The organism is Thermosediminibacter oceani DSM 16646 (assembly GCF_000144645.1).
GTDB lineage: Bacteria > Bacillota > Thermosediminibacteria > Thermosediminibacterales > Thermosediminibacteraceae > Thermosediminibacter > Thermosediminibacter oceani.
In genome coordinates this window covers 1,783,976-1,798,496 of the sequence record NC_014377.1, presented here as the reverse complement: position 1 = coordinate 1,798,496, position 14,521 = coordinate 1,783,976, and the positions used below count along the sequence as shown (strand labels likewise).

Sequence of the window (14,521 nt, the reverse complement as noted above, 5' to 3'; positions counted from 1 at the left end):
TAGTTGCCAAGTGTTAACTATTAAATTCATATGAGTCATCACTCCCTTTATATTCTACCCGAGTGTGATATGCCATAGTTTCGTTCAATAGTTTTTTATTTCTGGGTAGGTTACCCCAAGGCAAAGAAGAGATATCAAAAAGCAAAGAAGCGTAATTAGAAAGCTGATCCAAAACAACTACAGGCATAGAACCAATTGCAGCATGATAAGCAGCGATAAAACCTTAACGCCTCAACAGGAGTCAGTCATTCCATTCATGTTTTTAAAGCGCAACCTTATTTTAAATACCAATAGCAGTGAACTGATAAAGAGGTAATTTATTTTTAAAAATAGAGGCATAAGCTTCTGGAGGCAGAGCCGACTGATCGGTGATATACTTTACATCGATCTGCCAGAACTGCAAAAGTAGAGAAATCTGCTGCAAAGTGGCGGGAACCGTTAACTGTCCGTATTTACGGCAACGTATACCATAGTGCCTTCTTATGTTTCGAATAGTAAAAGGAGAAAGATTAACATTAAAGGTATTTTTAATAAATAGAGCCAGTCTTTTAGAGCCCATTTAGTTTCTTTTGCCAAAGCAACGACCAAATTTTCAATATGCTCAGGCGTCCTGTTGGGCATGCGAGATTTAGGGCCTCGTTTTTTGATGCAGGCCGATATATCGCCGTTTGAAAGCCTGAAACGCTCTGCTATTTTATGGATCCATCTTGTAGAAACACCTAAAATTTTAGCGGTTTCCTTAATGGAATGGGACTCTAGCAAAGAGATAGTAATTTGAGCGATAGCCTGGGGATTACCCGAAGCTTTAAGTTTTTGGTATAATATCATTGGGTGGTGTACATGCTTAATGGGTTTTTGTTCTGCCATATCCATAATGCCCCAGAGATACCCACCTTTTGTAATGTCTTTTTTACTTTAATAAAGTAGTGCGAACGAAACTCTGGCTCATCTACAAATAACTACAAAAATTATATTGACAGCAGTTTAATCCACTGGTATAATCAAAAAAATTGAATATTATTAAGGTTAAAAAACCTCTTATCAAGAGTGGTGGAGGGACTGGCCCGATGAAACCCGGCAACCGTTAGAAGCTCTGCTTCTAAAATGGTGCCAATTCCTGCAAAACGTTAAGCGTTTTGAGAGATAAGAGGAAGGCGGTCAAAAAACCCTCTTCTTATCGAAGGGGGTTTTTTTTATACAAAACCGGAGGAGGGATCATGTATGACAAATTTCAGATTCAACACATTGGCCGTTCACGCCGGACAGGAGGCAGACCCCGTTACAGGTTCCATGGCGGTACCCATCTATCAGACTACTTCCTATATATTCAAAAGCACCGAACATGCGGCAAATCTGTTCGCCCTGAAAGAGGAAGGGCACATATATACCCGCATCTCGAATCCCACTCAGGATGTGCTGGAAAAACGTATTGCCGCTCTCGAAGGCGGTGTGGGGGCACTCGCGCTTTCTTCCGGCCAAGCGGCCATAGCCGGTGTCATAATGAGTATCGCCAAGGCCGGCGATGAAATCGTTTCTTCCAGCAATCTGTATGGCGGGACGTACAGCCTGCTGTCATCGACATTAAAACGGCTGGGCATACAAGTAAAATTTGTTGACCCCCGGGACCCGGCTAATTTTAGAAAGGCAATAGGACCCCGGACCAGAGCCCTTTATGGGGAAATAATCGGCAACCCGAAGATAGACATTCTGGATGTGGAAGAAGTGGCAAGAATAGCCCACGAGGCGGGTATACCCCTTATTGTGGACAATACTTTCGCTACGCCCTACCTCTGCAGGCCGTTTGAATTCGGTGCCGACATAGTGGTGCACTCTGCCACGAAATTTATCGGCGGGCACGGCACATGTATAGGGGGGATTATTGTCGATTCGGGGAAGTTCGACTGGACAAATGGCAAGTTCCCCGAATTTACCGAACCGGACCCCAGCTACCACGGCGTAGTATATACCGAAGTCTTCGGAAAAGCCGCCTTTATAGCCAAGGCAAGAACCCAGTTCCTCAGAGATATGGGAGCATGTATCAGCCCCTTCAATGCCTTTTTACTGCTGCAGGGCCTGGAGACACTCCACGTGAGAATGCAGCGCCATGTGGAAAATGCTCAAAAAGTAGCGAAATTTTTAAAAGATCATCCGAAAGTGGCCTGGATCAATTACCCGGGGCTTACGGAGTCCCCATATCACGCGCTGGCTCAAAAATACATGCCTAAGGGGGCCGGTGCCATATTAACTTTTGGAATTAAAGGCGGGCTTGAGGCAGGCAAAAGATTCATAGAAAACGTGAGGCTGTTTTCTCATCTTGCAAACGTGGGCGACGCAAAGTCTCTGGTGATACACCCGGCCAGTACCACCCATCAGCAACTCGACCCGGAAGAGCAGCTGGCCGCAGGGGTTACTCCCGATATGATAAGGCTCTCCATCGGCATTGAGGATATTGATGACATATTGGAAGACCTGGAAAGAGGCCTTGCCGCTATTTAATTTTCCCCAGGGAGGATGGCCATGATCGTTAAAAAGCGGTTTTTTTCCTTTACTAAAGAAGAGATTCAGTTTACTACCGAAAGCGGATATACTTTCGATGCCCTTCAGGTGGCCTATGAGACCTACGGGCGGTTAAACCGGGAAAGGGATAACGCCATCCTAGTGCTGCACGCCTTAACCGGAGACGCCCACGCGGCAGGGTTTTACACCAGCCGGGACCCAAAGCCCGGCTGGTGGGACCCGATGATCGGCCCCGGCAGGGCACTGGACACGGATAAATATTTTGTCATTTGCTCCAATGTGCTGGGAGGATGCGGCGGAACCACCGGTCCCACTTCCATTAATCCACGAACCAAGGCTCCCTACGGCATAGGCTTTCCTCCCATAAATATACGGGATATGGTGAGATTACAAAAAATTTTGCTGGATAACCTGGGGATAAAAAAATTGAGGATGGCAATCGGCGGCTCCATGGGGGGCATGCAGGCTCTCGAATGGGCGGTGACCTTCCCCGATTCTGTGGAAACTGTAGTGGCTATAGCCGCGACACACGAACTTTCTCCCCTCGCTATTGCTTTCAATTACGCCGGTATAAAGGCTATAGAAAACGATCCCCTTTGGAGAAACGGGAATTATTACTCCTCCGGTCAGCCGGTCAAAGGTCTTATGCTTGCTCGGATGATTGGCACCCTTACTTACAAAAGTGACGAACTTTTCAAGCGTAGGTTTTCCAGAAAAATGGACCCTGAAAGGGGACTATTTCAGGTGGAAAGCTACCTCGAACACCAGGGAGAAATTTTTGTCAACCGCTTCGACGCAAATACTTACCTCTGCCTGCTGAAGGCTATGAACCGCCATAACATAGCGGAGCCTTACGGTTTGCTGGAAAGGGCTCTGAGGCGGATAAAAGCAAAGGTTTTTATGGTTGGGATAGATACAGATATGCTTTATCCTCCTGTCGATATGCGGAGTTTTATCCAGCGGTTGAATACGGCCGGCGGGTACGGAGAATACAGGGAAATAAAATCGTATCAAGGCCACGATGCTTTCCTGGTGGATTTCGACCAGTTGGCTCCCATTGTAAGGGAAATCCTTAAAAATACACGCACAAAAACCCTATTAAATGAATCCCCGTTGGTCTGATGGGGGCATTGCACCCAAATCCCCATTCTCGCCGGAGGACAAAGGGGTAGTCTTAAACTTAATTCTACTAGTGACGATAATCTACAAGGTGAATTATTATAAAAATAACCACGAATTTAGGACATAAGGGGTTGCATTTTTTAAAAGTTTAGGGTATAATAAATCTTGCGTTTGAGGTTAAGCCTCGAGCGTGGTGCTCAGCTGAGAAAAGTGGGGACGTAGCTCAGCTGGGAGAGCGCTACATTCGCATTGTAGAGGCCGTGGGTTCAAATCCCATCGTCTCCACCAAAAATATGCGGGCGCGTAGCTCAGTGGTATGAGCGCTTGACTCACATTCAAGAGGTCGCAGGTTCGATCCCTGCCGTGCCCACCAAAATAAAATAGTTCTTTTAGTGGGGCTATAGCTCAGTTGGGAGAGCGCTTGAATGGCATTCAAGAGGTCAGGGGTTCGAATCCCCTTAGCTCCACCAAAATTTTGTACAAAAAACGCTGGTTTTCCGGCGTTTTATTTTTTTTTTCAATTTTTATATTGCAATTATCGCCTGATATTGCTAAAATAAAAAGTAATCCGCTAAATATTAAGCGCATGCCGAAAAACCGGCAGAGATAATTCGGATATAGGGGAGGATTAACCGTGAGGAGAGGTAGAGGAATTGTCTGGTGTATTGTAATTCTTATAATACTTTCGTTTGCCATACCGGTCTTCGGAGACGGAGGGCAAGGAGCTGAAAAACCCGAGCACTACGGGTTCTGGTCGCTGCTACCACCGGTCATAGCCATCAGTCTTGCAATAATCACGAAAGAAGTGCTCAGTTCCCTAGTGATCGGTATTATGGTGGGCGCCATGACCCTGACCGGAGGAAACGTGATTGAGGCCTTTAAGAAGGCGATGGAAACCCTTATCAACACCGCTGGTGACCCATCCTGGAACTTCAGGGTGCTCGTATTCATAATGCTCCTGGGTTCTATAATAGGCATGATCTCCAGGGCGAACGGCCCCCAAGCCTTCGGGCGCTGGGCCGAGAAAAACATAAAAAGCAGGAGCCTCTCGCTTTTCATAACCTGGATCCTGGGAGTATTGATATTTATGGATGACTACTTCAACTGTATGACCGTGGGTACAGCTCTCAGGCCGGTAACCGACAGATTCAAGGTATCCAGGGCAAAGCTTTCGTTCATTATCGATTCCACGGCAGCGCCTGTATGCACCCTTGTACCCATTTCCACATGGGTCGCCTATGTGGCATCCCTCATGATGCCGCTTTTTGAGCAGTACAAATTGAACCTGAACCCCTACACCGTATACATGCAGATGATCCCTTACGATTTTTACCCGTGGCTCATTGTGCTTATGGTCCTGGTTACGTCGTTTACCAATCTGGAATACGGACCTATGGCCCGGGCGGAACGCAGGGCTCTTTCCGGTGAGGGCCTCTGGGATACAAGCATCACGAAAACCCCGCCGGGAGACGAATTCGAGAGCATGGAAAAATCCGAAAAGGGCTCCGCGATAGACATGGTCGGTCCGTTAGTAGGATTGATAGTAATCATGCTGCTGTGTATGGCCTACACCGGTGGGTTTTTTGAAGGCAAAGCCGGCTTTTTCCAGGCAGTGATGAATTCCGATTCGGCCACAGCCCTCGTCTGGGGAGCCACTATAACCCTGATCCTTACGGCTGTTTTCTATTCGGTCCGAGGTGTCGTACGGCTAAAGGATTCAATGGAAGCGGTTATACAGGGAGCAAAGTCGATGACGGTGGCGCTTTTCATCCTATCACTGGCTTGGACCATAGGCAGCATATGTAAAGAAGTGGGAACGGGGATATATGTTTCCAGCATCATGTCCGAAACCTTCCCAGCATGGGCAGTACCTTTTACCCTCTTTATCTTAAGCGCTTTTATAGCGTTTTCAACCGGTACTTCTTGGGGCACATGGGCCATAATGATCCCGATAGCCATACCTCTGGCAGTGGCTATGAAGATTAATATACTGCCGTGCGTGGCGGCTGTAATTTCCGGAGGTGTTTTCGGGGACCACTGCTCTCCGATTTCCGATACCACGATTATGTCTTCGACAGGCGGCGCGTGTCCGCATATAGAACACGTAAACACCCAGCTGCCCTACGCCCTCACCGCTGCAATCACCTCTGCTATAGGATTTTTGATTTTAGGCTTCTTTGACCACCCGATTATTGTATGGCTGATAACGATAGTAATGTTCTTCGGCGTGGTTTATATTATGCACAAGGTGTGGGGCGGAGAGGTCATCGAAGAACCTCAAAAGACATTGCAGAAGACATTGCCGGCAGGTCAGGATTTATAACGCAGGGAAAGGGGGTTCTCCTCTGGAGGAACCCCCTTTATGATTTTGGGAAGGCTTTGGACCTAATTTGGATCGAATCTTGAACAAAAATAACAAAATTTTGACATGCATATATTATTGTGTTATATTATAACTGTATAATTGTGTAACTGTTTACAAACAGGAGGATACTATGGCATCAGATGAGATCAAAAAGGTATCGCTTGCCGTAATAAGAAGACTTCCCAAATACCATAAATTCTTGGGCGAGCTTTTGCAGAAAAATGTCGAAAGAGTCTCGTCCCATGAGATGGGTCGTATCCTAGGTTTTACAGCCTCTCAGATTAGGCAGGATCTGAATAATTTTGGAGAATTCGGTCAGCAGGGTTACGGCTACAATGTCGAACAGCTGTATAATGAGCTTGCGAAAATTCTAGGGCTGAATACTGAACATAAGATGGTGATCGTAGGGGCCGGTAAACTGGGACAGGCCCTTGCCGGTTACGGTGATTTCGAACGGCATGGATTTAAAATTCTGGCTCTGTTTGATGTGAATCCCGACCTTATTGGAAAAAGTATCCGTGGCATCCCTGTACACGACATAAATGATATAATTTATTTTATAAATGAAAACGAAGTAGACATTGCGGTGATCACTGTGCCCCGGGAAAACGCCCAGGAGGTAGCTGATACTTTGAGTAAAACCATGATAAAAGGGATATGGAATTTCGCCCCCATCGAAGTTAAAGCCGGTCCCGGGGTAATCGTGGAAAACGTGCTCCTCCTCGACAGCCTTTTAACTTTAAGTTACAGGATGAATGAGAGCAGGGTGAAGGAGCGGATTGCAACGCAGAAAAATTCATGAAGAATAAAAATTTGCCGTTGACTGGGTGAGTCAATAGGCCGTCTTCCCTGGATGAATATATGAAAACCGGATTTAAATATCCGGTTTTTTTACATTTCTGTTACGTTTTATAATTTGAGGAGGATTTAGGGTTTTAAAGTCGAAACTTGTTATAGTAGACAAAAGGAGTTTACTTCGCACTAACAAACAGCAGGAGGTTTTTTGCATGTTTAAGAAAATCGCTATCGCACTTTTAGCGATACTTTTTTTGCACACCACCGTATATGCGGCTCTACCTGCGGAGCCTATCGAAATCTACATTAACCAGAAAAAGATAGTATCCGACGTGGCGCCTATAATTTACAAAGACAGGACTCTGGTACCTCTGAGGGTGATCTCCGAAAATCTTGGTGCTGCTGTCCACTGGGACGCCGTACAGCGCACCGTCAGAGTGGTTTCTGGAAAGACGCTGATAGTTCTCAAAATAAACGATACCAAGGCTTTTATAAACCAAACACCGGTCACACTAGACGTGCCTCCAATGATAATTAAAGACAGGACCATGGTACCCCTGAGGTTTATAGGAGAATCGCTGGGGGCAAAAGTGTCCTGGGACGGTGTCAGAAGAAGGGTCGATGTAATCAAGTATTCTCCCCAGATTCTGGATTTTTCGTATAGTACTGTAAACGAAGTCCCGGCCGTAGTGATAAAAGGCAACGTGCCTCTGGAATATTCGGTGGCCCAGTCGGAGGCAGAAAACGCGGTCGTAGTCGACATAAAGGCCGAATTGAAGACCAATAAGAACATCTTGAATGTACACGACAATTATGTGGACAGGGTAATTGCGGAAGTTTTGGAAACAGAGTCTCCGGCGAGCCGTTTTGTGGTAGAAATTAAAGAAGGAGTTTCCTTCGATATTTTAAGAATGGATGGGCAGAACTCTTTGGCAATAGTCTTTCGAAATGCCCTCACCGGTATAGAGTTCGAGGGAGGAGAAGACCTTATCGCCACGTTGAGGACTTTGGGGCCCGCTAAATACAACCATTTCACCCTCGGCACGCCGGAAAAAGGCGATTACAGGCTGGTATTGGATATATTCGGCGCAAGGCTTTCGGCATCAGCGCCCGAAGTACCCGAGAATGACTACGTTAAAAGCGTGCGGGTGAGCCAGTTTTCGACAAACCCCGATACAGTAAGGGTCGTCTTCGACCTGAAGACGGACGTCCATTATCAGGTTTATAAAGACGGGAGTAACATCACGGTGAACTTTTCTCCCACCGGCAACCCTCTCAAAGGCAGGATCATCGTGATTGACCCTGGCCACGGCGGCTCGGACCCCGGAGCAGTATATTCAGGGGTTAACGAAAAAGATTTGAACCTCGATATCGCTCTTAGATTAAAAAAGCTCCTGGAAGAAAACGGGGCGAAAGTGCTGATGACCAGGGAGACCGACATTTACGTAAACCTGTACACCAGGGCAGGTATTGCAAATGAAGCGGGGGCAGATTTGTTCGTAAGCATTCATAATAATTCCATCAATAACCCTGCAATTTCGGGGACCCAGACCCTGTACTACCCGACGCCGGAAAAGAAGGCTTTTGCTCAGACCATCCATAAAGCTGTTGTTGAAACTCTGGGCCTTCCGGACAAGGGCCTGATAGAAAGGCCCAACTTGGTAGTCATCCGGGAGACCAAGATGCCTTCAGCACTGGTGGAAGTCGCTTTCATGAGCAGTAGCCACGACCTTGGGCTACTGCGGACGGAGGCGTTTAGGCAAAAGGCCGCCGAAGGAATATTTAAAGGCATTTTCAATTACCTTTCGGGTCAATAAACTTTGTTGACACAAAAACCCGGGTTTGATATGATACACTTGAATCTCGATAAGGGGGTTGAGTTTTGACTCCACTGCTAGGCTATTTATTCATTTTTATCGCTCGGGTTTGTGACGTTTCTCTTTCAACGTTAAGAACCTTGATGGTTGTTAGGGGTCACCGGATGCAGGCGGCTGTAATGGGCTTTTTTGAGGTGATTATTTACATAACGGCTTTAAACCAGGTTGTAGGGAAACTGGGCGACCCATTAAACCTGATTGCTTATGCATTGGGTTTCGCCACAGGCAATTACGTTGGCAGCCTGCTGGAAGAAAAATTGGCTCTCGGCCTCACAACGGTACAGGTCATTACGCAGAACCCCGAACTTCCAGAAAAAATCAGGAGCCGGGGATTTGGTGTAACTATGCTTCAGGGCATGGGAAAAGAAGGAACACGTCACGTGCTCGTCATATATCTGGCACGAAAAAACGTTCCGGCTCTGATCAACCTCATAGAAAGCGAGGACGAATCGGCATTTATCACCATAATGGATATGAAGTCGGCTAAAGGGGGATACTTTAAACAGGCAAAGTGACCCTCAGGCATAAAAAACCTCTTCTTAAATATATATTAATTAAGATGTATACTTTAAGAGGAGGTTGTTTTATGCCCAAGAGGGTTGCGGCGCTTATTTTGATCCTCATTCTTATTTTCAGCATTACAGCCTGCGGGCTGCAGAAAAAAGACAGCGGCGACGCTTCATCCCAAGAGTCGGAACCTGTCCAGGAAACGCAGGCTAACATGCGCAGGACAGTGTTTTATTTTGTAAACGAACACGATCTTCTGGTACCGGTCACCAGGGATATACCCTGGGTTGAGGGAATAGCCAAATCCGCTCTGGAAAGCCTTGTGGACACGCCCGAGATAAGAGCCGAGCTTGAGCCCAAAGGCCTTAAGCCCCCTCTACCTTCGGGAACCAAAGTGCTGGGCATGACGATAAGGGACGGCATTGCAAAAGTTGACTTCAGCAGGGAATTTCTAAATCTGAACGGGAAAACCGCAGAGCAGAACGCTATAAAGGCTGTAGTATATACCCTAACGGAATTTCCCTCGGTCCAGAAAGTCCAATTAATGGTAGAAGGTAAACCTTTAAAAAAATGCCCTAACGGTACGATTTTGAAAGACGAACTCCAGCGTGAAAAGATCAATCTGGAACCGGGTGCCGCAGCTGAGGGTAATAATATGGTTCCTGTGATGCTGTATTTCAGAGGAAGCAGCAGCGACGGAAATTTTACCTATTACGTGCCGGTTACGCGAATGGTGAAAAAGAGCGATAACCTCATGAAAACAGCACTGGAAGAACTCATCAAAGGACCGGTGCAGGGAATGGGTTTGAGTTCGGTCATACCCGCCGACACAAAGGTGCTTGATGTCAGCCTGAAGGAGAATGAGGCGATTGTCAATTTTTCCAAAGAGATCGAGGGCTATGGTGGCGGTGTTGACACCGAACAGGCGCTGGTAAATACCGTAGTGCTGACTCTTTCGGAATTTCCCGGAGTGGAGAAGGTAACCATTCAGGTGGAGGGTAAAAGCGGGGTTTTGCCCGAAGGTACCATTCTGGATACGCCCATTTTGAAACCGGCGTATATAAACCCCGCCAATATATGATATAGTTTTAGAGAGGATGGTATTTTTTGGCGAGAGCTGACGGCAGAGAATTCGACGAGATAAGACCTGTAAACATTATACGCCGCTTCAATAAATACGCCGAAGGGTCTGTTCTTATTGAAGCGGGTGATACAAAGGTAATATGTACCGCAACCGTCGACGAAAAAGTACCGCCTTTCTTGAGAGGTAAAGGGCAGGGATGGGTAACGGCCGAATACTCCATGCTCCCAAGGGCCACGGAAATTCGGAATATCAGGGAAAGCTTGAAGCCCAGCGGGAGGACCATGGAAATCCAGAGGTTGATCGGTAGGGCCATGAGATCTGTGGTTGATCTTGCAGCTTTGGGTGAGAGGACCGTATGGCTGGACTGCGATGTAATCCAGGCCGATGGGGGTACCCGTACGGCGGCTATCACCGGTGCCTTTGTAGCCCTGGTGGATGCTTTCAAGTATTTAAAGGACAACGGAATCATTGAAGTTATTCCGGTTAACAGTTTTGTGGCTGCAGTAAGTGTGGGCATTGTCGACGGCGAAAAGTTGCTGGACCTGAATTTTGAGGAGGACTGCAGAGCCCAGGTTGATATGAATGTGGTGATGACCGACAAGGGGCAACTTGTAGAGGTCCAGGGTACCGGAGAAGCTTTTCCTTTCACCCGCCAGGATCTGAACGATATGCTGGATCTGGCCCAAAAAGGTGTTTTTGAGCTGATTTCCATCCAAAAACAAGTTTTAAGCGACGTAGTCGACGAGGTTGGAAAAAATGATGGATCTGGTAATAGCAACTAAGAATAGAGGTAAACTAAAAGAATTTAAAGAAATGCTTTCCGATATACCCTTGAATATAATTTCACTTTTAGACTTTCCGGGGATCGAAGTTGAGGAAAGCGGCAGCACTTTTGAAGAAAATGCGGTCATGAAAGCGAAAAAAGTCTTAGAGCTGACCGGTATCGCGTCCCTTGGCGATGATTCAGGTCTTGAAGTGGCCGCTCTGGGAGGCAGGCCCGGAGTGCATACAGCCAGGTTTGCAGGTCCCGGAGCCGGCGACGTAGACAATATAAATAAGCTGCTGAACGAGCTCAAGGGCGTTCCCTGGGAAAAAAGGCAGGCGAGATTTGTTTGCTGCCTGTGCTTTGCATTACCCGACGGAAGGGTTTTTGTGGAGTACGGTTACTTGAAAGGGCTTATTACCTTTGAGCCCAGAGGTACCATGGGATTTGGGTACGATCCTGTTTTTTTTGTACCCGAGCTGGGGAAAACCCTAGCTGAGGCCACCCCTGAGGAGAAAAACGCCGTGAGCCACCGGGCGAGGGCCACAGAAAAAATCAGAAAGCACATACTTCAATGCACCAGAGGTTGAAGCGGAGGGGCGACATTTGAGAATCGGAGTATTTAGCGATACGCACGGTTTTCTACATTTTATAGATAAAGCCATGAAAGTTGTGGAACCTGTGGATTTGATCTTGCATGCAGGAGACATATCGGCCGACGCTGATTACATCAGGGAAGCGTATAATTACAGGGTTTACGGGGTGTCAGGCAACTGCGACACCGGTTCCGACTATCCGGGTGAGAGGCTGATCCAATTGGAAGGTAAAAAGATACTTCTCACCCACGGCCATGCGTATCGTGTAAAACACGGGTATGAAAGGCTATTGGCCAGGGCAAAGGACCTTTCTGCCGATGCGGTGGTTTTCGGTCATACCCACTGTCCGGAAAATACGCGCGTGGGAAATGTCCTGATTTTCAACCCCGGCAGTCTTGCCCTTCCAAGGTGTGGCACGGGAAGGACTTTCGGTGTGCTTGAGATACGGGACGAGGATATAAAAAGCTCCATAAAGGAGCTTTGAAAAAAGCGAGGGAGGGTTTGAGCTTATGGGGAAAATCTTATTCGGGGCCAAGGTTTCCGAAAAGCACCTCATAAAAACGCGCGAAGTCGCCCCCGACTGGAACATAGTCATAAGCGAAAACCCCGAGGAAAAAATAAAAGAGATAAAAGACGCTGAAGTTTACGTGGACTGGGGATTCAACTTTGAAAGGCAGCTTGTTGAGGCTGCCGAACGGCTAAAATGGATCCAGTCGCTGAGCGCCGGTGTTGAACGCTTGCCCTTTGATCTGGTCAAGGAAAAGGGCATAATTGTAACCAATACCAGCGGAATTCATAAAGTGCCAATTTCGGAGCTGGTGTTCGGCTACATGCTCATGTTTGCCAGAGGGCTGAACCGGTTTTACGAACAGCAGAAAAATAAGATTTGGAATAAAAAAGTAAATACTACGGAGCTATTCGAAAAGACTTTGGGAATAGTGGGGACCGGTAATATCGGCAGCGAGATAGCAAGGCTGGGAAAGGCTTTCGGCATGAAAGTGATCGGCCTTCGCAGGAGCGGCAGGATAAAAGGAGATTACGATGAGATGTACGGCAGCAGTTCTCTGAAAGAACTCCTGTCGAAGTCCGATTTCGTGGTGTGCGCTGTCCCTCTTACTGTCGAGACCCGTCACCTGTTTAGAGAAGAACACTTCAGAGCCATGAAGCCTACAGCTTATTTCATAAACATAGCCCGGGGCGCCGTGGTTGACGAGAGTGCTCTTATAAAGGCACTGAAAGAAGGCTGGATAGCGGGAGCGGCCTTAGATGTATTTGAGGAAGAGCCCCTGCCGCCGGAAAGTCCTTTGTGGGGAATGCCCAACGTCATAATAACTCCACACATAGCAGGCAGCTCCGACCGTTACATGGAAAGAGCCATGAAAGTGGTGAACGAAAACCTGGAAAGATACCTGAAGAATGAGCGATTGATAAATGTCGTCGACCTGGACAGGGGATACTGATAATATGCCCGGTTTGATAAAACCGGGCTTTAATTTTGATTACATAAAAAGCAGGAAATGGCATAAATATGAAGAATAGTAAAAATATGTAAAATAAAATTATTTCCGTCAAGGGCAAACCGTCGAAAGGTAGGGACGCAAAGCCACGGGCCTACGAAGAGACAAGCTCTTCATAGCAGCCGGGCTGCCGGGGTTTAAAATAGATTATAGGATTGTAAAAGACTACCTTTCCAGTGTCCGGCAGAGGTAGTTTTGTTTTAAGTTTAATCGGAATTTGGAGGTGCGCAGGTGAGAAAAGATGGGCTTACGGCAGTTTACGAATTCGAGGACATAGTTGGTCAAAGCCGTGCGATAAAAAAGGCAATAGAAGCGGCAAAGAAAATAGCATCAAGCGATTCAACGGTGCTTATTTACGGGGAAAGCGGCACCGGAAAGGAACTTTTCGCTCAGGCTATACACAATGCTTCCAGGAGAAAGGATGGTCCTTTCGTACCTGTGAATTTTGCCGCATTACCAAGTAATCTGCTTGAAAGCGAACTTTTCGGCTACGAAGAGGGTGCGTTTACCGGGGCTAAGAAAGGGGGAAAACCCGGCCTGTTCGAGGAGGCCGATGGCGGCACAATTTTTCTTGACGAAATAGGCGATGCGCCGCAGGATTTTCAGGTGAGGCTTTTAAGAGTCCTACAGGAGAAGAGAATAATCAGGGTCGGAGGGCTTAAGGCAATACAGTTGGACGTGAGGGTTATAGCTGCTACGAACAAAGATCTCTGGAAAAAAGTTAAGGAGGGCTCTTTCAGGCAGGATCTTTATTACAGGCTGAGCGTTCTACCGCTGTATGTCCCACCGCTGAGGGAAAGGAAAGAGGACATTTTGGTATTACTGGGATTTTATCTGAAAAGGTATACCGATGGAAGGATTACGAATGCATGGGATTTTTTTGAAGAAGATACCCTTGATTACCTGCTTTCGTACGAGTGGCCGGGGAATGTGAGGGAACTTGTAAATCTGGTGGAGTACCTGGTTAGCGTAAAGGATGAGACGACCAGGATCGCCATCGAGGATTTGCCATCACACATGATCTCCGGGATATTGAGCGCTGCAAGCGATCTGAGTGTAAAGGAAAAAAGGGAAGCAATGATATGGATCATGAAGAAAATAAAAGAGAACGACGGCATCGGCCGGAGGGCTCTGGCTGAAATGGCCAAGAGAGAGAACTGGAATTTGGGAGAGGGTATTATAAGGAGAATGATGAAACAGATGGAGCGGGACGGCCTGATTGAATTGAAAATAGGAGCTAAAGGCGCCGTACTGACGGGAAAGGGAAAAGCGTTGCTTGAAATGGTCGAGAACGGCGGAAAATGGGAAGAAGGGATGTAAAGGGCTTCCCTGCCCTCTCCCTGTTTGTCCATCGCGATTGCACCACAATGTTCAGGAT

General features: G+C 47.1%; 12 protein-coding genes, 3 tRNA genes, 1 pseudogene and 2 riboswitches. Of the genes and pseudogenes, 15 read left to right on the top strand and 1 reads right to left on the bottom strand.

Going from position 1 to position 14,521, the window contains the following annotated elements; all coding sequences use genetic code 11:
• Window positions 1–13: 13 nt before the first annotated feature.
• Window positions 14–828 (bottom strand): annotated as a pseudogene (locus tag TOCE_RS12945) (transposase family protein).
• Window positions 829–1,035: 207 nt separating this feature from the next.
• A riboswitch (SAM riboswitch) is annotated at window positions 1,036–1,150 on the top strand.
• Window positions 1,151–1,221: 71 nt separating this feature from the next.
• Between TOCE_RS12945 and TOCE_RS09025 the strand changes: the two are divergent.
• The 15 genes from TOCE_RS09025 (at window position 1,222) to TOCE_RS08955 (ending at window position 14,463) form a co-directional block, all read left to right on the top strand.
• Window positions 1,222–2,496: a homocysteine synthase gene (locus TOCE_RS09025; RefSeq protein WP_013276546.1), complete on the top strand. Its 1,275-nt coding sequence runs from the start codon at window positions 1,222–1,224 to the stop codon at window positions 2,494–2,496.
• 21 nt (window positions 2,497–2,517) lie between these two features.
• On the top strand, window positions 2,518–3,639 hold the full coding sequence (gene metX, locus TOCE_RS09020; RefSeq protein ID WP_013276545.1) for a homoserine O-acetyltransferase MetX: 1,122 nt from the start codon (window positions 2,518–2,520) through the stop codon (window positions 3,637–3,639).
• Window positions 3,640–3,851: 212 nt separating this feature from the next.
• Window positions 3,852–3,927: transfer RNA gene (locus tag TOCE_RS09015), tRNA-Ala, on the top strand.
• 9 nt (window positions 3,928–3,936) lie between these two features.
• Window positions 3,937–4,012, top strand: a tRNA-Val gene (locus TOCE_RS09010).
• 21 nt (window positions 4,013–4,033) lie between these two features.
• A tRNA-Ala gene (locus TOCE_RS09005) sits at window positions 4,034–4,109 on the top strand.
• A 164-nt stretch (window positions 4,110–4,273) separates the two neighbouring features.
• Complete coding sequence (locus TOCE_RS09000; RefSeq protein WP_013276544.1) at window positions 4,274–5,962, top strand: Na+/H+ antiporter NhaC family protein; 1,689 nt, start codon at window positions 4,274–4,276, stop codon at window positions 5,960–5,962.
• A 172-nt stretch (window positions 5,963–6,134) separates the two neighbouring features.
• The gene (locus TOCE_RS08995; protein ID WP_013276543.1) at window positions 6,135–6,806 is read left to right on the top strand and encodes a redox-sensing transcriptional repressor Rex; all 672 of its coding nucleotides are present in this window, start codon (window positions 6,135–6,137) and stop codon (window positions 6,804–6,806) included.
• A gap of 205 nt (window positions 6,807–7,011) precedes the next feature.
• Window positions 7,012–8,616, top strand: coding sequence for an N-acetylmuramoyl-L-alanine amidase family protein (locus TOCE_RS08990; RefSeq protein ID WP_013276542.1), 1,605 nt, complete (start codon window positions 7,012–7,014; stop codon window positions 8,614–8,616).
• A gap of 65 nt (window positions 8,617–8,681) precedes the next feature.
• Window positions 8,682–9,191 (top strand): DUF2179 domain-containing protein, encoded by a 510-nt coding sequence (locus tag TOCE_RS08985; RefSeq protein ID WP_013276541.1) that lies wholly within the window; start codon window positions 8,682–8,684, stop codon window positions 9,189–9,191.
• A 71-nt stretch (window positions 9,192–9,262) separates the two neighbouring features.
• Window positions 9,263–10,264: a GerMN domain-containing protein gene (locus tag TOCE_RS08980; RefSeq protein WP_013276540.1), complete on the top strand. Its 1,002-nt coding sequence runs from the start codon at window positions 9,263–9,265 to the stop codon at window positions 10,262–10,264.
• 26 nt (window positions 10,265–10,290) lie between these two features.
• A complete protein-coding gene (gene rph / locus TOCE_RS08975) occupies window positions 10,291–11,049 on the top strand; it encodes a ribonuclease PH (protein ID WP_013276539.1) in 759 nt (252 codons plus the stop codon).
• Entirely contained in the window at window positions 11,024–11,620 is a 597-nt protein-coding gene (locus TOCE_RS08970) for an XTP/dITP diphosphatase (protein ID WP_013276538.1), read from the top strand. The genes rph and TOCE_RS08970 overlap by 26 nt, the downstream gene beginning before the upstream one ends.
• A gap of 16 nt (window positions 11,621–11,636) precedes the next feature.
• Complete coding sequence (locus TOCE_RS08965) at window positions 11,637–12,110, top strand: metallophosphoesterase family protein (RefSeq protein WP_013276537.1); 474 nt, start codon at window positions 11,637–11,639, stop codon at window positions 12,108–12,110.
• A 25-nt stretch (window positions 12,111–12,135) separates the two neighbouring features.
• Window positions 12,136–13,086, top strand: a complete 951-nt coding sequence (locus tag TOCE_RS08960; RefSeq protein WP_013276536.1) for a D-2-hydroxyacid dehydrogenase — start codon at window positions 12,136–12,138, stop codon at window positions 13,084–13,086.
• A gap of 103 nt (window positions 13,087–13,189) precedes the next feature.
• Window positions 13,190–13,278, top strand: a riboswitch (cyclic di-GMP riboswitch).
• Window positions 13,279–13,374: 96 nt separating this feature from the next.
• Entirely contained in the window at window positions 13,375–14,463 is a 1,089-nt protein-coding gene (locus TOCE_RS08955) for a sigma 54-interacting transcriptional regulator (protein ID WP_013276535.1), read from the top strand.
• Window positions 14,464–14,521 lie beyond the last annotated feature (58 nt).

What these genes read in the sequence shown, in the direction of transcription:
- TOCE_RS09025 (WP_013276546.1), top strand. Translation starts at nt 1,222, where the DNA reads ATGACAAATTTCAGATTCAACACATTGGCCGTTCACGCCGGACAGGAG.
- metX (WP_013276545.1), top strand. Translation starts at nt 2,518, where the DNA reads ATGATCGTTAAAAAGCGGTTTTTTTCCTTTACTAAAGAAGAGATTCAG.
- TOCE_RS08995 (WP_013276543.1), top strand. Translation starts at nt 6,135, where the DNA reads ATGGCATCAGATGAGATCAAAAAGGTATCGCTTGCCGTAATAAGAAGA.
- TOCE_RS08990 (WP_013276542.1), top strand. Translation starts at nt 7,012, where the DNA reads ATGTTTAAGAAAATCGCTATCGCACTTTTAGCGATACTTTTTTTGCAC.
- TOCE_RS08980 (WP_013276540.1), top strand. Translation starts at nt 9,263, where the DNA reads ATGCCCAAGAGGGTTGCGGCGCTTATTTTGATCCTCATTCTTATTTTC.
- TOCE_RS08970 (WP_013276538.1), top strand. Translation starts at nt 11,024, where the DNA reads ATGATGGATCTGGTAATAGCAACTAAGAATAGAGGTAAACTAAAAGAA.
- TOCE_RS08960 (WP_013276536.1), top strand. Translation starts at nt 12,136, where the DNA reads ATGGGGAAAATCTTATTCGGGGCCAAGGTTTCCGAAAAGCACCTCATA.